Below are 16668 nucleotides of genomic sequence, written 5' to 3' on the forward strand. Positions count from 1 at the left end.
CCACCGCCTCTTCATCGTCGAGCAGCAGCGGCGGCAGCTTCGCGCCGGCGCCGAGCCGATAGCCGCCGGATGCGCCGCGGGTGGCATCGACCGGATAGTCGAGTTCGCGCAGGCGGTCGATGTCGTTGCGGATGGTGCGCGGGGTGACGCCCAGCCGGGCACCGAGTTCGGTGCTCGTCCAGTCGGGTTTCGTCTGCAGCAGGGCGAGGAGTGCGAGCAGTCGTGCGGCGGTGTCGGCGATGACAGGGGCCTCTCGGAGTGCACCCGCGAATGTTCTTCGACAGGCGGAATTATTAGGAATTAGGTGTGCCTATATGCACCGTACCGTCGAAGACATGACGAACACCACCGCAACCGACATCCGCCCCTTCACGATCGACGTCGCCCAGGCCGAGATCGACGACCTGATGGACCGGCTCGCCCGCACCCGTCTGCCGCAGCCCGCGCCGACCGACGACTGGGACGCCGGCACGCCGAACTCCTACCTGCGCGAGGCGCTCGACGCGTGGAAGGCCTTCGACTGGCGTGCCGCCGAGGCCCGCATCAACGCCGTTCCGCACTTCATGACCGAGGTCGACGGGCAGGCGCTGCACTTCATCCACGTGCGGTCGGCGCACCCCGGGGCCACACCGCTGCTGCTCGCGCACACCTACCCCGGGTCATCCGTCGACTACCTCGGCCTCATCGACGAGCTCGTCGACCCTGTGGCGCACGGCGGCCGTGCCGAAGACGCCTTCGACGTCGTGATTCCGGATGCCCCGGGCTACGGCTTCTCGAACCCGGTCACCGAGTCGGGCTGGGACGTCGCACGAGTCGCTCGCGCCTACGACGAGCTCATGCACCGACTCGGATACGCCGAGTACGGCATCCACGGCTCCGATAACGGCGCCATGGTCGCCCGCGAGCTCGGGCTGCTGCGCCCCGACGGCTTCCTCGGCCTGCACGTGCTGCAGCTCTTCTCGTTCCCCTCGGGCGACCCGAGCGAGTTCGAGCGCCTCGAACCGCAGGACTACGCCGGGCTCGAGCACATGCAGTGGTTCCAGTCGGTCGGCGGCTACAACACGATGAACGCGAGCCGGCCGCAGACCGTGGCCGTCGGGCTCAGCGACTCGCCGATCGGGCTGCTCGCCTACAGCGAGCTCTTCAACTCGTTCGGCAACGGCACCTCGCTCGTCTCCCTCGAGCAGATCATCACCGAGGTGAGCGTGAACTGGTTCGCGAACGCCGCTGCCGGCATGAGTCGCAGTTACCTCGACAACGCGCGCCCCGCGGCGTCGGAGCCCGAGGGCGCGGCGCCGAAGATCAACGACGCCCCCACCGGCGTCGCGGTCTTCAAAGACGACTTCCAGACGATCAAGGTGTTCGCCGAGCGCGACAACTCGAACATCGTGCACTGGAGCCGGTTCGACGAGGGCGGCCACTTCGCGGCGCTCGAGCTGCCGGCGGTCGTCGCCGGCGACATCCGGGTGTTCTTCGCGGGGTTGCGGGGCAGCGCAGGCGACTGAGCCACTTCACCGAATGAACGGATGCCCCGTGGTCGACGCCGGCCACGGGGCATCCGCTCGGCTCGGCGCCGAGTCCACCGATCGCCGGTGGCGCGCGTTTCGCCCCGAGTTCAGTCTGCGGTCACATGCCGTCGGGAGTCCGTTCATCCGTCGTCGCCAACGTGAGGGCGCCGCCGATGGAATCTCGGCGGCATCGTTCGTTTCACGATTGGACCAGAGAGTGAACCTCGCCCCATCCGAGCATCCGCCTGCCGTCTCTCGCCGCCCCCGCCGTCGACGCGCGCGCCTCGCCGCAGCACTCGTCGCGACGACGACCGTGGCCACCCTCTTCACGGCGCCCGCGGTCGCCGCGTCGGCTGAAGACGCCGATCTCGCATCGCGCTTCACGCTCGCCGTGCTGCCCGACACCCAGTTCTACTCCCGGTACTCCGCCGACCAGTTCATGCCGCGATACGGCTCGGATCCCTTCGCGACGCAGACCGAGTGGCTCGCCGAGCACCGCGATGAGCTCAACATCCCCTTCGTCACCCATCTCGGCGACGTGGTCGACCGGGTCGGCACGGAAGCCGAGTGGGTCGCCGCCGACAACGCCATCACGACGCTCGATGACGACGGACTCCCGTACTCGATCCTCGCCGGCAATCACGATGTGCTGAACTCGGCCGACAACTGGTTCGACACCGACTACGACCTCTCGAAGGAGCCGTTCCTGCGCTGGTTCGGTCCGACGCGGGCAGCGGATGTCTCCACCTACGGCGGCAGCGACCCGACCGGGTTCAATCAGTTCCACGTGTTCGAGGCTGCCGGCCAGGAATTCCTCGTGCTGGCGCTCAGCTGGCGCGCCTCCGACGCGACACTCGCGTGGGCGCAGCAGGTGCTCGATGTGCATCCGACGCTGCCGGTGATCCTGACGACGCACTCGCTGCTGAACGTCGAGCCCGACACCGTCACCCCGAAGGAGGACGCGTACGGCGCGCGGCTCTGGGAGGAGCTGATCCGCGGGAACGACCAGATCTTCCTCACGTTCAACGGCCACTTCCACGGGTCGGCGCAGCTCACCCGCGTGAACGACGCCGGTCACTCCGTCACCAATGTGCTGATGGACTACCAGATGGCGTACGAGGGCGGCAACGGCTACCTCGGGCTCCTGGAGTTCGATCTCAGCAACAACCGCATCTCGGTGCAGACGGCATCGCCGTGGGTTGTCGACAAGCCGAGCGAGGCGCTCACCAGCTACGACCAGCCGTTCCTCGAGGGACCGAACCAGCAGTTCGTGCTCGACGTCGACTTCGCCGAGCGCTTCGCAGGATTCGCACCCGAGTTCGGCCCCGGTGCGGCCGATCAGCCATCGCTCACGCAGCGGGCACGAGACATCCTGCTCGACGGATTCGAGGGCCCGGACCCGATCGATCTCGAACAGCCCGGCTCGCGCGAGGACTTCGTGCCCGTCGACGGCACGCTCGCCCACTGGCGGTTCGGCGACACTCCCGGTGTCGTGCAGGAGGGCCAGGTCTTCGAGGACATCGCGGGTGACGCCGACCTGCACCGGGTCGCGATCGCGGAGTCCGGCTCGCCGACCGCGACCGTCGGGGACGTCACGGTCTCGACCGACGCCAATCCGTTCTCCGCCGACGGCGGGGCGGTGTGCTTCGCCGACTCCGACAAGACGACGGGCCGGTTCAGCTACCTGCAGACGGCAGCGGATGCCGCGGTCAACGACGCGCGGCTCGAGAACGGCTACACCGTCGAGACGTTCCTGAAGATCGACGGATCGTGGACAGCCGACCAGAACGGCTGGATGAAGGCCATCACGCGATCGGGCAACCGCTCGACCATCCCCGGCATGCCCTGGTCGCGCTGGGACTACACGGCGTCTCCGGCCGCACTCGGACTCTCGAACCTGAAGGAGTTCCAGTGGACCGAGGTTCCGGTCGAGACGACCAAGGGCGACCGTACCTCGTGGTCGGGTGAGATCATCCTCGACCGCTGGGTGCACGTCGCCCTCGTGAACGACCCCGAGACATCTCGCACGACGATGTACGTCGACGGTGCGCCGGTGCTGCGCAACGCGACCGACACCCTGGGTCAGAGCCTCAACGGCGACATGCCGTGGGTCTTCGGCGCCGACTGGGTCGACGACCGCGCGCTGAACGGGTGGGCGGGATGCATCGGCGAGACGCGGGTGGTCGACCACCCGACGACGCCCGAGCAGTGGCTCACCGCGCGGCCCGACCTGGGTTCCTTCTCGACGACCGCGCCGAGCGGTGAATTGCCGGCCGGCACGGTCGTCGACGAGCTGAGCGGCACGGGGACGCCGAACGCGACGGTCGCGCTCGGCGGAGACCTCGCGGGGTCGGCGGTCGTCGGTGCCGACGGCACCTGGTCGATCCCGCTCGGTGACGCGGTGGGTACTACCGCGGCTTCCGGCGCTGGCGCTGCTCGGCGTGCCGCGGCAGTGATCGGTCCGTTGCGCTCGGCCCTCGAGCCCGGCAACTACTCGTTCGAGCTTCGGCAGGGCTTCGGCACTCGTGTCTCCGACCCGGTGACCGGTTCTTTCTCGATCGCGGCAGCGCCGGTGGAGCCCGGCACGGGCGGCGGCAACGGGAACCCGGGTGGCAACGCCGACAGCGGGCAGGCGGGCACCGGCACTGGTGAGGGACTCGCGAGCACGGGCTTCGACGGCGCGCTGCTCGCCGGTCTCGCGGCCGCCCTCATGGCGATCGGCGCGATCGTCGTGGTCGCGCGCCGCAAGCGGGGGAGGGCGCGGGCAGGCGACGTGAGCAGCTGACCTGATCGTTGACGGCAGGTGATGCCGTCGGCGCGATGCCGTTGGCGTCGTGAGCGAGCGGATGTCCCGGAGCCGAACCGGCTCCGGGACATCCGTTCATCGTGTCTGCTCGCTCGGGCCGGGCAGCCTCGCGTCGAGCGCGGCGCGCGCGAGCATGGTCGATCCCGCGACGGCCGCGGGCATCGTGGCGATGGCGCCGAGCGGCACCATGAAGCAGAGCTGCGTCGCGACGCCGAAGCCGAGCAGTTGTGCGCCGCGCCCGTGCAGCACGGTCGCTCGCTCGGCCGAGGAGATACCCCGCGCCTCGAACGCCCGAGCGGTGAGTTCGCGGGCGAGCAACCGGCCCGAGAGCGCGAGGCCGAGCACCGGCGCGGCGATCGAGCCGATCAACGGGATGAAGCCGATCAGGCCGACGACGAGCGCCGACACGAGGCCGAGCGCGATCAGGGCGACCGCATCCGCGGCTGCGCTCCAGAAGCCGGCACCGCGGTCGGGCACCTCGCCGCCGAGTTCGAGCTCGACGGCTCGCCAGATGCGCTCGTAGAAGGGGTCGCCGACCGCGAGTGTGACTGCCGTGAACGTGACGGCGGCCAGCAGCACCGCGCCCGCGAAGGTCACTGCGGCGACGGCGATGCGCAGCGGCACGGCCCAGAACTCGTCCCACGAGTCGGCGAACGGCGTCGCCCAGTCGACGAGGCCCGGCAGGTGGATGCCGAGGGCGACCAGCGCCGCCGCGACGACGACGAAGACGATGGCCGCGGGAATCAGCCCGAGCAGCATGACGCCGGGTCGCCGACCCCAGAAGCCGAAGCCGCGCATGAGCAGGGCGGCACCCGACAGGAATCGGCGCAGCATGCGACCAGCTTAGGAGGTGCCGCGCGCCATGGCCGAGGCTGCCGGTTGACGGGCGCCCGCCGACGTGCTCGCATGGCTGCATGGAACAACCGCGCCCGCCTGCGCCCGCGACGCTCATCGGCGATGACGAGCTCGACGACCTCGAACGCGAATTCGTGGGTCGGGTGCGCGGGCGCGTGCTCGAGATCGGTGCGGGCGAGGGCGAGAACTTCGGGGCGCTGCATCCCGAGGTCGACTGGATCGGCCTCGAACCCGATGCCGCCCGCCGTGCCGAGCTCGCCACACGGGCACGCGAATGGGGGCACCAGGCCGTGCCGCTCGACGCCCGCGCCGAGCACATCCCGCTGCCCGATCACTCCGTCGACGCCGTGGTCGCCACCTACGTGCTGTGCTCGGTCGACGACCCGGCGATCGCCCTCGCCGAAGTGCGGCGAGTGCTCGCCCCCGGCGGTCGGGTCGTGTTCATCGATCACGTCGTCGCGCCGAGCGGCACAGCGAAGCGTGTGGTGCAGCGCATCGCGACGCCGTTCTCGGCGAGGCTCTGCCACGGATGCCACTGGGACCGCGACACCGCACGGGCGCTTGCCGACGCCGGATTCTTCGGCGACGACGTGCGGCCGTTCCGGGTGCGGTCGAGGCCCTTCGGCCCAGTGCCCACGCTGCTGTTCGACGGCCATGCGCCCTGACGATCGCGGCCCGGGTCTCGCCGGCCGCGAGGCATCCGTCGCCGTCGCGCGACTACGCTCGAACTCATGAGCCGCACCTTCTGGACCGTCATCGGCGTGATCGTCGCCGTCGTCATCGCCTGGTTCCTGGTCGACGTGCTGTTCAGCCTGCTCTGGTTCATCGGCAAGCTCGTGATCGTCGCCGTCATCGCGGTTATCGTGTTCTTCGTGCTGCGCCGCGTCTTCACACGGTCGGGCGATCAGGGTCCGATCGAGCGCTGACGCGCCCCGCGCTGACGCCGCCCCCGCCGACCACGTCGGGACCACTCGTGTCGCATCGGACCCGGGATGTCACCGGTCCGGTGCGATACGAGTGGTCCCGTCCAAGGGCCGACGGGCTCAGGCCGCGGGAGCGCCTGCCTCGACGTGCTCGGTCGCCCAGGTCAGCGCGAACTCGGCGACCTCCTGCCAGCCGTCCTGGCTCACGGTGCGGTGCGTGCGGCCCGGGAACTCGCGGTAGTCGACGATCGCGCGGCTGCCGGTGCTGCGGTACTTCTTCACGATGGCCCGACCGATGGCCGGCGGCACGACGTGGTCGATCCCGCCCGTGAGGATCAGCAGCGGTGCCCGGTCGGCACGCGCGTAGTCGACGTGGCTCACGCCGCCCTTCTCGTTGAAGGCGCCCGCGACGCCCTCGAAGAACACCCGGTTGTACGAGTTCACCGCGAAGTCCTGCCAGAGGCGATCGGATGCCTCGCGGCTGAGGTCGTTGCCGAACGTGAAGTGGAAGTGGGCCTTCGAGATCGGCTTCGCGCCGTTCTTGTCGAACGGGTTCGCGAGGATCGGGAACCCGGTGCGCAGGGTCGACGGCGGCAGCGTCGTGATGCCGGCGGGCTGGCCCGGCGTCACGCCGACGTAGGCGACCCCGAGACCGCGGTCGGCGAGCATCTGGGTGAGCAGGCCGCCGAAGGAGTGTCCCATGATGATCGGCTTCTCGGGCAGGGCGCGGATGATGCGCTCGTAGTGATCGGCGATCTGGTTCAGGCCGATGCCCTGCAGCGCCGCGGGGTTCGAACGGATGTCGGCGACCTCGCGGTCGTCGATGCCGGGCCAGCCGGGCACGATCACCTCGTGGCCGCGGGCCCGGAAGTACTCGGCCCAGGTGTTCCAGCTCTTCGGGGTCATCCAGAGGCCGTGGATGAGGACGATGGGTGTCTTGGCGGTGGCGGCCATTGGTCTGCTCCTCGGTTCATTGTCGATGTGAGAGAACGATCGTTCTGTCTCTCTGTCTGCGAAGTTACCCCGAGCTCGTGCTCGTGTCAAGCAAAAAGAGAAAGATCGTTCTATCATTTTGAACATGGCACCCAGAACGCCGTCGACCGGCACCTCCGAAGCACGTGAGCGCCTGCTGCGCACGGCATCGGAACTCTTCTACCGCGAGGGCATCCACTCGGTCGGCGTCGATCGCATCATCGGCGAGGCCGGCGTGACCCGGGCGACGTTCTACCGGCACTTCCCGGGCAAGGAGGATCTGGTCGAGGCCTACCTCGGCGTCGAAGACGCCAATATCCGCGGCGCGTTCGAGGCAGCCGAGGCATCCGGTGCCGAGCCGAAGCAGCTCGTCGGGCTCGTCATCGAGGGCCTCGCCGACGACGTCGCCCGCCACCACACCCGCGGCTGCCCCTTCATCAACGCCGCCGCCGAGTACCCCGACGCCGATAGCGGCGTGCGCCAGACGGTCGCCCGCCACCGCGCCTGGTTCCGCTCGGCACTCGAGTCGCTGCTCACGGCGGCCGAGGTGCCGGATGCCGAGGCAGCCGCAGCCCAGTTGGTGCTGCTGCGCGACGCCGCCATGGTCGGCGGCTACCTCGACGGATGGGAGCGAGTGCGCCCGGCGTTCATCGACGCCGCCACGCGTGCCGCCGCCTGACCGGGCTCGCTCAGGGGCGCCTCGTCCTTCGTCGAGTCGCCCGCTTCTGCGGGTCGCTGGCGCGCGATACTCGCAGAAGCGGGCAACTCGATGTGCGGCGAAGGGGAGTCAGGCGAGGCTGATCTCTGCCGGGCTGCGGTCGTAGCCAGCGACGATGACCTTGCCGCGCAGATGGCCGCGCTCGCTGAATGACAGTGCCTCGGCGAGCGCATCGAACGGATACGTCGTCTCGACCTCGACACGGATGCCGCCGGCTGCGGCGAGATCGATCACCTCTCGAACCCCGTCGTTGATGCTCAGCTGCGTCGGGTCGCCGCCCGCGACGATCGCCCCCTGGGCTCCTGCTTCGAAGTCGGCGATCGTGACGACGCGATGCGGGTCGACGAGCTCGGCGACACGGTCGATGAATCCGTGCCCGGTCGTGTCGTAGCCGGCATCGATTCCGGAGTCCGCCTGGCGTCGGAGGTCGTCGACCAGGTCGGGCCCGTAGCTGATCGGGGTCGCGCCGAGTGAGCGGACGTAGTCGTGGTTGGCCGCGCTGGCGGTGCCGATCACGCGGTGGCCGTCGCGCGCGAGAAGCTGGGTGACCATGCTGCCGACGGCGCCGGCAGCACCGTTGACGACGACGGTCGACGCCTCCTCGGGCCGAAGCAGCGTGAGCATCCGCGTCGCGGCTTCCGCGGCCGTCGGCAGTGCTGCCGCCTGAGCCATGGAGAGACCGGCCGGGAGCCGAACCAGGCGGGCTGCTCGGGTGACGGCGATCTCGGCGAATGCGCCGCTGTCGATGAACCCCGCCACGCGGTCGCCGACCGCGAAATCCACGACATCGGGTCCGACCTCGAGGATCGTGCCCGACCCTTCCGAGCCGATCACGCCGGGGAGTGCGAGCGGAATCATCTGTGCGAGCCACCCGTTGCGGATCTTCCAGTCGAGCGGGTTGACCGCGATCGCCTCGAGGCGGATGGTGACCTCGCCGGAAGCGGGGGGCTGCTCGGGAGCGGTGCCGTGCTGAAGGCCGCCGGAGCCGTAGTGGGTGAGCAGGTAGGCATGCATGGTGGTGTCGCCTTTCGTTGAATGAAACGGGTCGGATGCTGTCAGGCCGCGAGGCGCGGGTAGTCGGTGTAGCCGCGCTCGCCGCCGCCGTAGAGCGTGCCGCGATCGGGGTCGTTCATCGGTGCGCCCGCGGTGATGCGGTCGATGAGATCGGGGTTCGCGAGGGCGAGCTGCCCGACGCTCACGACGTCAGCGAGGCCGTCGCGCACATCCTGCGCGCGGCGTTCGATGTCGGCTCCGGCGCGATTCAGCACGAGGCCGGTGGGCCAGCCGTCGCGGATGCTGCGAACCAGCCGTTCATCGCCGAGGTGCACCACGTGCAGGTAGGCGAGGTTCAGCGGCGCGAGGGCTTCGATGAGCGCGGGGTAGAGGTCTGCTGCGTCAGTCTCCTGGATGTCTCCGAGGGGGCTTCCAGGGCTGATGCGGAACCCGACCCGGTCGGCGCCGATCTCGTCGGCGACCGCAGTGGCCACCTCGACGGGGAAGCGGATGCGCCCGGCAATGTCGCCGCCGTACTCGTCGGTGCGGAGGTTCGCATTGGTGCTCAGGAACTGCTGGAGCAGGTAGCCGTTCGCGCCGTGGATCTCGACGCCATCGGCGCCCGCATCGACGGCGAGCCTCGCCGCCCGGCGGAAGTCGGCGGTGGTCTGGGTGAGGTCCGCTGTCGTCATCTCCCGCGGCATGGCCATCGGCTGCGGGCCGGATGCCGTGAACATGTCGCCGGTCGCGGGGAGAGCCGAGGGCGCGAGCGGCTGACGGCCATGCGGGGTGTTCGACGGGTGCGAGATGCGGCCGACGTGCATGAGTTGCACGACGAGCGTCGACCCGGCCTCGTGCACCGCCTCGGCGACCGCGCGCCAGGACTTCGCTTGCTCCTCGGTGTGGATTCCGGGCGTCATGAGGTAGCCCTGCCCGTCCGCCGAGGGCTGGGTGCCCTCGGTGATGAGCATCGAGAGCGAGGCGCGCTGCGCATAGTAGGTCTGCGTGAGGTCGGTCACGCGGCCGTCGCTCGTTGCGCGACTGCGAGTCATCGGGGCCATGGTCACTCGGTGCGCCAAGCGGAGACGACCCAGTGCGATCGGTGACCAGAGTGCGTCGGCGATGGTGGGGGTGATTGCGGCGGTCATTTCAACAAACTCCTTCGAATTCGAACTACCTTCGCCCTCGACAACGCAACCATTCCCGGTTCTATTTCCAATTCGAAGGAAATAGTGAAATAGGATTCAGACATGTCCGAGCCCACCGTTCCGCCGGCCCTGCCACCGGAATTCGGCGTGTATTTCGCGCTCCTCGAGGTGAGCGCATTGGTGCAGCGCGGTGTGCAGGGTCAGCTCCGTGAGCACGGGAACCTCAGCTTCGTGCAGTTCCAGATCCTCGCCATCTGCGGCGAGGACCGATCATCGCCGCGAAGCATGACCGAACTCGCAGATCGGCTCGTGCACAGCAGAAGCGGACTGACCTACCAGGTCGATCAGCTCGAGAAGGCGGGGCTTGTCACTCGCGTACCGTCGGTGCACGACGAGCGCGGGGTGAATGTCACGCTCGCGCCCGCGGGTGCCGCCGTTCTCGAACGCGTCTTGCCCGGTCACGTCGAGGTGGTGCGCGAGGTGCTCGTCGACTCGCTCGACGATGCCGACCGGGTCGAACTCACGCGCCTGCTCGGGCAGGTAGCAGATCATGTGCGGTCACGGTCACGGTCACGGTCGCCGCGGCCGAGCCGAGGTGCAACCCCGGGCGATGGTCAGGCGTAGCGACTCGTCAATCCGAGCGGAGGCCGCTGGAGCGGGTCACCGTGCGCGTTCGGTCTCTGCGGGCGGTTGCCAGGCCGCGTCCTGGCGGATGGCACGCTGGATGCGGCGACTGATCTCGCGCAATTGCCGCCGTTGCGACTGGGTCAGCGGGTCGAGCACCAACTGGTGCACCGTCTGCACGTGGCCGGGAGTGGCTTCGTCGAACTTCTTCTTCCCCTGTTCGGTCAGCGTCGCGAGCGTGTAGCGGCCATCGTCGGGGTCGGGGCTGCGGTGCATCCACCCACGGTCTTGCAAGCGGGTTGCCGCGCGAGACAGCCTCGAGAGGGAGCTGTTCGCATAGTCGGCGAGAACGCTCATGCGCAGTGTGCGGTCGGGAGCGTTGGCGAGGGCGAACAGGATGCCGTACTCGAAGTGCGTCACCTCCGAGTCTTCGAGCAGCTGGGCGTCGAGCGCCGCGGGCAGCCACTCGAGCACGGTCGCGAGCGACGCCCAGGTCGCGAGGTCGTCGCCGCTCAGATTCGAGGGCGGGTTCTGATCCGACATAGCAGCAGACTACGCGAGAAGGCGGCTCGTTCGTGGTGGGTTTGACTTGCTCAGTCAAGTCAATAAGCTGACTCATGACTTTACTGGGCAAGTGATCGGAGCATCATGGATCTGCAACTGACGAGGAAGAAGGCGTTCGTGAGCGGGTCGACGCACGGCATCGGCTACGCGGTCGCACGGGGACTTCTCCTGGAAGGCGCATCCGTTGTCATCAATGGCCGCACGGAAGAGGGCGTGCAGCGCGCGGTGCGGGAACTGGAGGCACTGGTACCCGGCGCCGACGTCTCGGGAATCGCCGCCGACTTCGACGACGCGGAACAGGTGCGCCGGCTCGCGGATGCGCTCGACGGCCTGGACATCCTGGTGAACAACGTCGGACTGTTCGAGCTCGCGGCCTTCGAAGACATCAGTGACGACACCTGGCAGCGCTATTTCGACGTCAACGTCATGAGCGGTGTGCGCCTCTCGAGGCACGCGATGACATCGATGCTGGCCCAGGGCGCTGGGCGCATCATCTTCATCGGCAGCGAGTCGGGCGTCAACATCCCCGCCGACATGGTGCACTACGGCGTCACGAAAGCAGCCATGCTCGCCCTGAGCAACGGCCTTGCGAAGCTCACTCGTGGAACGGGGGTCACCGTGAACACGATCCTCGGCGGACCGACCTACTCCTCCGGCGTCGCAGAGACGGTGCACCAGATCGCGCAGGCTCAGGGTCTGTCGACCGACGAACTCAAGACGGCGATCATGTCGGGCAACGCGACCTCGCTGCTCGAGAGGTTCATCGATCCGGGTGAACTCGCCAACCTGGTGCTCTACTTGGCGAGTCCGCTCTCGTCGGCGACGAACGGCGCCGCTCTGCGGGCAGATGGCGGCGTCTTGACGGCGATGCTCTGATCGCCGATCGCCGATCGCCGATCGCCGATCGCCGATCGCCGTCAGTCGAGCGCGGCGTGCGACTCGTCGGCCGCGGCTCGCGCCTCGCGCGCCGACCTGGTCGCGCGGTCGTGCTCGCGGCCGAGCGGCCGCAACTCGTGCTCCGCATCGGCGAGTTCGCCCTCGACCCGGCGCAGCCGCTCCTCGAGTTCGTCGCGCTCCTGCGTGCGTTCGCCGACGAGCCGGCGAAGGGTCGCGATGCGGGAGTCGAGCTCGTCGAGTACCCGTTCGGCCTCGACGGCTCGCTCTTCCGCCTCACGTGCTTCGCGTTCAGCGCGCTCTCTCGCCTCGGCAGCGCGAGCTTGCTCGGCCTGCTTCGCGGCCTCGTCGTGCTTCGTCGAATCGTCGTGCTTCGCTGAACCGGCGCGCTCCTGCTCGGCGCCGCCCCGCGACCGCGACGAACCTCGCGGGCGGGCCGGAGCCGCCGGCCCACCGGCGACGGCACCGTCGAGATCCACCTCGCGGCCGACCGCCTCGAGGGCCCGCACGAGGCGTGCGCTGCGCACGGCGTCGGCGGCTGCGGCATCCGACATCGCAGCCTGCATGGTCTGCGCGACCTCGTCGAGCACGGGGGAGCGCACCGAGTTGCCGAGTTCTTCGGCGAGCTCGCCGGCATCGCGGGCGAGCGCGGCCACGAGCTGTCGGCGTTGCCGCGCGAACTGCGCGAGTGTCTCGGCATCGAGGTCGTCTTGCGCGTCGCGGAGGCGCTCGCCGAGTTCGATGATCGAGTCGACCTGCTCGCCGCGCCGGCGCACGAGCTGGTTGACGAGCCACGCGGCCGGCGACGGTCGCCGCAATACCTGCACGGCGTCGGCCAGTTCGCGGTCGTCTGGCCTGATGGACTTCGCCCGGTTGTTGCGCGCCGCGGTGAACTCGTCGGGGAGCAGCGTGTACAGCTCTGCAGCGACGTCGATCGGCGTTTGACCGGGCACGCACTCATCCTCGCGGATCGGGCGGCGGGGAGGAAGGGCGGCCCGCCGGGAACACCGGTGCGACGTACGCGGCATCCCGCGACCTCGGACATCCGCGATCTCGGCATCCACGATCTAATGGAGCCATGCGAATCGTCGTGCTGACCGGCGCCGGCATCTCGGCCGAGAGCGGCGTGCCGACGTTCCGCGACGCCGGCGGGCTGTGGGAGGGGCATCGCGTCGACGACGTCGCGACGCCCGAGGGCTTCGAGCGCGACCCCGACCTGGTGCAACGCTTCTACGATGCGCGCCGGCACGCCGCTGCAGCCGCGCTGCCCAACCCGGCGCACGAGGCGCTCGCCCGGCTCGAGCAGCGACTGGGCGACGAGCTGCTGCTCGTGACGCAGAACGTCGACGACCTGCACGAGCGTGCCGGATCCACCCGGGTCGTGCACATGCACGGAGAACTCGCCGCCGCCCTCTGCGCGTCGTGCGGCGCGCGGTCTGCCGTGCCCGCCGATCTCGCCGAATGGCCTCCGTGCCCGGTCTGCGGCGAGCGGATGCTGCGCCCCGACGTCGTGTGGTTCGGCGAGATGCCGTACGAGCTCGACCGCATCGAGGCGGCGCTCGCGGCGTGCGAGCTCTTCGTCGCCATCGGCACCTCGGGGGCGGTGTACCCGGCGGCGGGGTTCGTCTGGACGGCGACCGAGCACGGCGCGCGCACGCTCGAACTGAACCTCGAGACGAGCGAGGTCTCGTCGCTGTTCGACGAGGTGCGACTCGGTGCGGCGAGCGTCGTCGTGTCGGCGTGGGTCGACGAGATGCTCGCCGCCACGGCGTGAGCGACCTGACGCACGGCGCCGGCCACGCGGCATCCGCTCTGCAGAGGCCGAGCCGGCTCAGTCGGCGTGCCCGAGGCGCCGGTCGAGCGCGTCGAGTGCCGGACGCTGTCCCTTGGTGAGCAGCTCGCGCGCCTCGCCGAGCGGCACCCACCGCGCCTCGTCGACCTCGGGGAACGACCGGGTCCGCCCCGAGCGGGGCGGCCATTCCATCTCGAATGTGTTGCTCGTCACCTCGTCGATCTCGAACTCCGGCGCCTCACCGGCGAACACATGCACGATCTTGCCCGACGAGTAGCGGAACCCGCCGAGGTCGACGTACTCGAGCGCAGGCGGCGCCACCCCGATCTCCTCGGTGAACTCGCGGGCCGCAGCGACCAGCAGTTCTTCGAGTGCCTCGTCGGCGTCGAGACCGATCTCGCCCTTCGGAATGGTCCAGGCCCCTTCGTGCTTGCGTGCCCAGAACGGCCCGCCCATGTGGGCGATGAAGACCTCGGTCTCGGGCGAGCGCCGATAGAGCAGCACGCCGGCGCTCGTCACCGGCATGGTGCCCCCGACCGGCGCGGCACCTTCGGGAGTAGCGTTGACCTGAACTCACGAGGGGGAAGCACATGGCACGCATCATCGTCATCGGCGGTCACGGCAGGGTCGCGCTGCAGCTCGAACGGGTGCTCGCCGAGCGCGGCGACGAGGTCGACGCGGTCATCCGCAACGCCGAGCACACCGCTGACATCGAGGCGACGGGTGCGACCGCGGTCGTGGCCGACATCGAGCGTCTCGATCTCGATGGCCTCACCGAGCTGCTGCGCGGGCACGACGCCGTCGTCTGGTCGGCCGGCGCCGGGGGCGGCGACCCGAAGCGCACCTTTGCGGTCGATCGTGACGCGGCGATCCGTTCGATGCGGGCCGCCGAACGTGCCGGCGTGAGCCGCTACGTGATGGTCTCCTACTTCGAATCGCCCGACCACACGGTGCCCGAGTCGAACTCGTTCCATACCTACGCCGAGGCCAAGGCCGTCGCCGATGAGCACCTCGAGCAGACGCAGCTCGACTGGACCATCCTCGGGCCGAGCAGGCTCACCGACGGTGAGGCGACCGGACGCATCGATGTCACGGCGACCGAGAGCAGCTCCGTCAACCGAGCGGATGTCGCCGCGGTCGCGGCCGCCGTGCTCGAACGGCCGCAGACGATTCACCGCACCATCCGCTTCAACGGCGGCAGCACGCCGATCGCCGACGCGCTCGGCTGACCAGGCGCGCTCGACGGACAGTGCGCGCTCGGTTGACCGTGCGCGCTCGGTTGACCGTGCGCGTGCCGGCGGGCTGCTGCGAGTGTTCAGTGCTCGCGGGGCCGTCGCACGAGCGACCAGAGCGCGGCGACCAGCAGCACCCCGCCGACCGCTCCGATCAGACCGAGAATCGACCACAGCACGAATTCCGTCGACATCGCCACCTCCGCGTTTCGCATCATTCTGCCCGCGGCCGGGCTCGACCGCCAGCATTTGCGCGCCCGAACGTCGGCGCGCGTCGGCCGAGCGTCGGCTCAGCCGAGCATCACCGAGGTTCGGTCGGTCGGGCTGACCCGCACCGGCAGCACCGAGCCGGGCTGCCAGTTGTGCAACGCGCCCTCGGCGATGACGGTCTGGTAGACCGTGCGATAGGGCGCCTCACCCGGCAGCGTCACGTCGAGTTGCACGGCGTAGACGACCGCGTCGCCGAGTCGCTTGCCGGTGTCAGCCAGCGAGACGACCGTGCCCGAGCCCTGCAGCATCTGCCCGTACGCGGCCATGTTCGTGAATGGATTGGCGACGGCCGCGCCGTGCGTGCCGGTCGCGTCATTCGGCCCGACACCCGCGAACTGCTCGGCAAGATCGGCCGACTGGCGCAGGTTCTCTCGGTAATCGGTGTCGACCGACTGGGTGTAGCCCGCCTTGGTGAGGCGGAAGAGGTCGCGGAAGACGCCCATCTGCCGACTCGATCAGCTCGTGAAGGCGGTCTTGTTCGGGTCGGCCGGATCGACCGCGATGTCGTGCGCGCTGCCCTCGGCGTAGTTCGCGAGGAACTGCGGCGCGAGCATCTCGCGCTTCTGCACGAGGTAGGGCTCACGGCCGGGCAGCGTCACTTCGATCTCGAGCTGATACCACGGGTTGCCCGAGATGCGCTCGCCGGTGTCGACCGCGCTGCGGATCACCGAGGTGCCGGGCTGGCCGATCGCGATGATGCGGTTGAGTTCTTGGCCGTAGGCGTTCAGCACATCGTGGTCGGCCGACATCGCGGCGCTCACCTCGCTCGCGTTCGCCATCGTGACGGGAGCGCCGTCGGTGTAGCCGGCGTCGCGCATCGCCTGGTTCGCGAGCTCTTGCGCGGCTTGCGCCTGCGCGGCCCAGTCCTGCCCGGCGGCCTGGCCCGGCGCTTGAGCTCCGGCCTGGGTGAACGCGTTCTTCGCCTTGTCGAACAAGCCCATCTGCGGTGTCCCCTCGTCTCGGCGCCCGATGCGGGCTCGGTCTGCCCACCCTCTCACGGCGCGGTGTCGCGTGGACAGCGGATCGGTGAACGTCTGCGGCCGGGCGTCAAGCGGTTGACGGATGTCGCTATGCCCGCGCACGCTGGAGGCAACTCGACCTCGGAGGAACCATGACCGACCCACGAGACCCCACCGATGCGCGCGGCGTGATGCAGCGTCGCGACCCGCTGAATGTTGCCGAGCCGAGCGACGCCGCGGATCGCACCGCCGCCGACGACATGGAGACCGCAGAAGAGGACGCCGCGCAGGATGCGGCGACCGAGGGCGACGACCCCAACGACCTCGACGCCGACAACGCGGTCGAGGCCGACTCCATCGAGACCCTCGACCCCGACAACCCGCCGGCGTAGTCGCCGCGGCCGACCGTT

General features: G+C 69.5%; 19 protein-coding genes and 1 pseudogene. 10 read left to right on the plus strand and 10 right to left on the minus strand.

The genetic code is table 11. The features are described 5' to 3' along the window. Positions 1-67 precede the first annotated feature (67 nt). Positions 68-301: pseudogene (locus tag H521_RS26655) on the minus strand (helix-turn-helix domain-containing protein); the annotation flags it as partial. Positions 302-335: 34 nt separating this feature from the next. Here H521_RS26655 and H521_RS0110390 point away from each other — a divergent pair. Next, positions 336-1505 carry an epoxide hydrolase family protein gene (locus tag H521_RS0110390; protein ID WP_022892960.1) on the plus strand — a complete coding sequence of 390 codons (1170 nt, stop codon included), beginning with the start codon at positions 336-338 and terminating at the stop codon, positions 1503-1505. 220 nt (positions 1506-1725) lie between these two features. Next, complete coding sequence (locus tag H521_RS22785) at positions 1726-4293, plus strand: metallophosphoesterase (RefSeq protein WP_211215496.1); 2568 nt, start codon at positions 1726-1728, stop codon at positions 4291-4293. 96 nt (positions 4294-4389) lie between these two features. On the opposite strand, the gene H521_RS0110400 is transcribed toward H521_RS22785, so the two are convergent. Next, complete coding sequence (locus H521_RS0110400; protein WP_022892962.1) at positions 4390-5148, minus strand: EI24 domain-containing protein; 759 nt, start codon at positions 5146-5148, stop codon at positions 4390-4392. An 80-nt stretch (positions 5149-5228) separates the two neighbouring features. Between H521_RS0110400 and H521_RS22790 the strand changes: the two genes are divergently transcribed. Together H521_RS22790 and H521_RS0110410 are read left to right on the plus strand one after the other, a co-directional pair. After that, a complete protein-coding gene (locus H521_RS22790) occupies positions 5229-5834 on the plus strand; it encodes a class I SAM-dependent methyltransferase (RefSeq protein ID WP_022892963.1) in 606 nt (201 codons plus the stop codon). Positions 5835-5900: 66 nt separating this feature from the next. After that, on the plus strand, positions 5901-6095 hold the full coding sequence (locus H521_RS0110410; RefSeq protein ID WP_022892964.1) for a hypothetical protein: 195 nt from the start codon (positions 5901-5903) through the stop codon (positions 6093-6095). Between the two features lie 117 nt (positions 6096-6212). Here H521_RS0110410 and H521_RS0110415 read toward each other — a convergent pair whose 3' ends face one another. Next, entirely contained in the window at positions 6213-7046 is an 834-nt protein-coding gene (locus H521_RS0110415; RefSeq protein WP_022892965.1) for an alpha/beta hydrolase, read from the minus strand. Positions 7047-7170: 124 nt separating this feature from the next. Here H521_RS0110415 and H521_RS0110420 point away from each other — a divergent pair, with 124 nt between their 5' ends. Continuing rightward, the gene (locus tag H521_RS0110420; protein ID WP_022892966.1) at positions 7171-7743 is read left to right on the plus strand and encodes a TetR/AcrR family transcriptional regulator; all 573 of its coding nucleotides are present in this window, start codon (positions 7171-7173) and stop codon (positions 7741-7743) included. 108 nt (positions 7744-7851) lie between these two features. Here the strand turns inward: H521_RS0110420 and H521_RS22795 are convergent, their stop codons facing one another. Continuing rightward, complete coding sequence (locus H521_RS22795; RefSeq protein WP_022892967.1) at positions 7852-8796, minus strand: NADP-dependent oxidoreductase; 945 nt, start codon at positions 8794-8796, stop codon at positions 7852-7854. 41 nt (positions 8797-8837) lie between these two features. Next, positions 8838-9923 carry an alkene reductase gene (locus H521_RS0110430; protein ID WP_022892968.1) on the minus strand — a complete coding sequence of 362 codons (1086 nt, stop codon included), beginning with the start codon at positions 9921-9923 and terminating at the stop codon, positions 8838-8840. A 102-nt stretch (positions 9924-10025) separates the two neighbouring features. Here H521_RS0110430 and H521_RS0110435 point away from each other — a divergent pair, with 102 nt between their 5' ends. Then, positions 10026-10547: a MarR family winged helix-turn-helix transcriptional regulator gene (locus H521_RS0110435; protein WP_022892969.1), complete on the plus strand. Its 522-nt coding sequence runs from the start codon at positions 10026-10028 to the stop codon at positions 10545-10547. Between the two features lie 36 nt (positions 10548-10583). Here the strand turns inward: H521_RS0110435 and H521_RS0110440 are convergent, their stop codons facing one another. Continuing rightward, positions 10584-11090 (minus strand): MarR family winged helix-turn-helix transcriptional regulator, encoded by a 507-nt coding sequence (locus tag H521_RS0110440; protein WP_022892970.1) that lies wholly within the window; start codon positions 11088-11090, stop codon positions 10584-10586. Positions 11091-11195: 105 nt separating this feature from the next. On the opposite strand from H521_RS0110440, the gene H521_RS0110445 reads away from it, so the two are divergent. Then, positions 11196-11987, plus strand: coding sequence for an SDR family NAD(P)-dependent oxidoreductase (locus H521_RS0110445; protein WP_022892971.1), 792 nt, complete (start codon positions 11196-11198; stop codon positions 11985-11987). 41 nt (positions 11988-12028) lie between these two features. On the opposite strand, the gene H521_RS0110450 is transcribed toward H521_RS0110445, so the two are convergent. Beyond that, positions 12029-12958 (minus strand): hypothetical protein, encoded by a 930-nt coding sequence (locus H521_RS0110450; RefSeq protein WP_022892972.1) that lies wholly within the window; start codon positions 12956-12958, stop codon positions 12029-12031. A 125-nt stretch (positions 12959-13083) separates the two neighbouring features. Between H521_RS0110450 and H521_RS0110455 the strand changes: the two genes are divergently transcribed. Next, entirely contained in the window at positions 13084-13779 is a 696-nt protein-coding gene (locus H521_RS0110455) for an NAD-dependent deacylase (protein WP_022892973.1), read from the plus strand. A gap of 57 nt (positions 13780-13836) precedes the next feature. Here the strand turns inward: H521_RS0110455 and H521_RS0110460 are convergent, their stop codons facing one another. Continuing rightward, complete coding sequence (locus H521_RS0110460; RefSeq protein ID WP_022892974.1) at positions 13837-14322, minus strand: NUDIX hydrolase; 486 nt, start codon at positions 14320-14322, stop codon at positions 13837-13839. Positions 14323-14387: 65 nt separating this feature from the next. Here H521_RS0110460 and H521_RS0110465 point away from each other — a divergent pair, with 65 nt between their 5' ends. Continuing rightward, entirely contained in the window at positions 14388-15026 is a 639-nt protein-coding gene (locus H521_RS0110465; protein WP_022892975.1) for an SDR family oxidoreductase, read from the plus strand. A 293-nt stretch (positions 15027-15319) separates the two neighbouring features. Here the strand turns inward: H521_RS0110465 and H521_RS0110475 are convergent, their stop codons facing one another. Both H521_RS0110475 and H521_RS0110480 read right to left on the minus strand, forming a co-directional pair. Then, complete coding sequence (locus H521_RS0110475; RefSeq protein WP_022892977.1) at positions 15320-15742, minus strand: hypothetical protein; 423 nt, start codon at positions 15740-15742, stop codon at positions 15320-15322. 12 nt (positions 15743-15754) lie between these two features. Beyond that, positions 15755-16240, minus strand: coding sequence for a hypothetical protein (locus H521_RS0110480; protein ID WP_022892978.1), 486 nt, complete (start codon positions 16238-16240; stop codon positions 15755-15757). Positions 16241-16410: 170 nt separating this feature from the next. On the opposite strand from H521_RS0110480, the gene H521_RS22800 reads away from it, so the two are divergent. Beyond that, on the plus strand, positions 16411-16650 hold the full coding sequence (locus H521_RS22800) for a hypothetical protein (RefSeq protein ID WP_022892979.1): 240 nt from the start codon (positions 16411-16413) through the stop codon (positions 16648-16650). The last annotated feature ends 18 nt before the right edge of the window (positions 16651-16668 follow it).

The sequence above is a fragment of the Agromyces subbeticus DSM 16689 genome, assembly GCF_000421565.1.
GTDB classification, from domain to species: domain Bacteria; phylum Actinomycetota; class Actinomycetes; order Actinomycetales; family Microbacteriaceae; genus Agromyces; species Agromyces subbeticus.

What these genes read in the sequence shown, in the direction of transcription:
- H521_RS22795 (WP_022892967.1), bottom strand. Translation starts at nt 8,796, where the DNA reads ATGCATGCCTACCTGCTCACCCACTACGGCTCCGGCGGCCTTCAGCAC.
- H521_RS0110455 (WP_022892973.1), top strand. Translation starts at nt 13,084, where the DNA reads ATGCGAATCGTCGTGCTGACCGGCGCCGGCATCTCGGCCGAGAGCGGC.
- H521_RS0110475 (WP_022892977.1), bottom strand. Translation starts at nt 15,742, where the DNA reads ATGGGCGTCTTCCGCGACCTCTTCCGCCTCACCAAGGCGGGCTACACC.
- H521_RS0110440 (WP_022892970.1), bottom strand. Translation starts at nt 11,090, where the DNA reads ATGTCGGATCAGAACCCGCCCTCGAATCTGAGCGGCGACGACCTCGCG.
- H521_RS22800 (WP_022892979.1), top strand. Translation starts at nt 16,411, where the DNA reads ATGACCGACCCACGAGACCCCACCGATGCGCGCGGCGTGATGCAGCGT.
- H521_RS0110400 (WP_022892962.1), bottom strand. Translation starts at nt 5,148, where the DNA reads ATGCTGCGCCGATTCCTGTCGGGTGCCGCCCTGCTCATGCGCGGCTTC.
- H521_RS0110480 (WP_022892978.1), bottom strand. Translation starts at nt 16,240, where the DNA reads ATGGGCTTGTTCGACAAGGCGAAGAACGCGTTCACCCAGGCCGGAGCT.
- H521_RS0110435 (WP_022892969.1), top strand. Translation starts at nt 10,026, where the DNA reads ATGTCCGAGCCCACCGTTCCGCCGGCCCTGCCACCGGAATTCGGCGTG.
- H521_RS0110415 (WP_022892965.1), bottom strand. Translation starts at nt 7,046, where the DNA reads ATGGCCGCCACCGCCAAGACACCCATCGTCCTCATCCACGGCCTCTGG.
- H521_RS0110390 (WP_022892960.1), top strand. Translation starts at nt 336, where the DNA reads ATGACGAACACCACCGCAACCGACATCCGCCCCTTCACGATCGACGTC.
- H521_RS0110465 (WP_022892975.1), top strand. Translation starts at nt 14,388, where the DNA reads ATGGCACGCATCATCGTCATCGGCGGTCACGGCAGGGTCGCGCTGCAG.
- H521_RS0110410 (WP_022892964.1), top strand. Translation starts at nt 5,901, where the DNA reads ATGAGCCGCACCTTCTGGACCGTCATCGGCGTGATCGTCGCCGTCGTC.
- H521_RS0110460 (WP_022892974.1), bottom strand. Translation starts at nt 14,322, where the DNA reads ATGCCGGTGACGAGCGCCGGCGTGCTGCTCTATCGGCGCTCGCCCGAG.
- H521_RS0110430 (WP_022892968.1), bottom strand. Translation starts at nt 9,923, where the DNA reads ATGACCGCCGCAATCACCCCCACCATCGCCGACGCACTCTGGTCACCG.
- H521_RS0110445 (WP_022892971.1), top strand. Translation starts at nt 11,196, where the DNA reads ATGGATCTGCAACTGACGAGGAAGAAGGCGTTCGTGAGCGGGTCGACG.
- H521_RS0110420 (WP_022892966.1), top strand. Translation starts at nt 7,171, where the DNA reads ATGGCACCCAGAACGCCGTCGACCGGCACCTCCGAAGCACGTGAGCGC.
- H521_RS22790 (WP_022892963.1), top strand. Translation starts at nt 5,229, where the DNA reads ATGGAACAACCGCGCCCGCCTGCGCCCGCGACGCTCATCGGCGATGAC.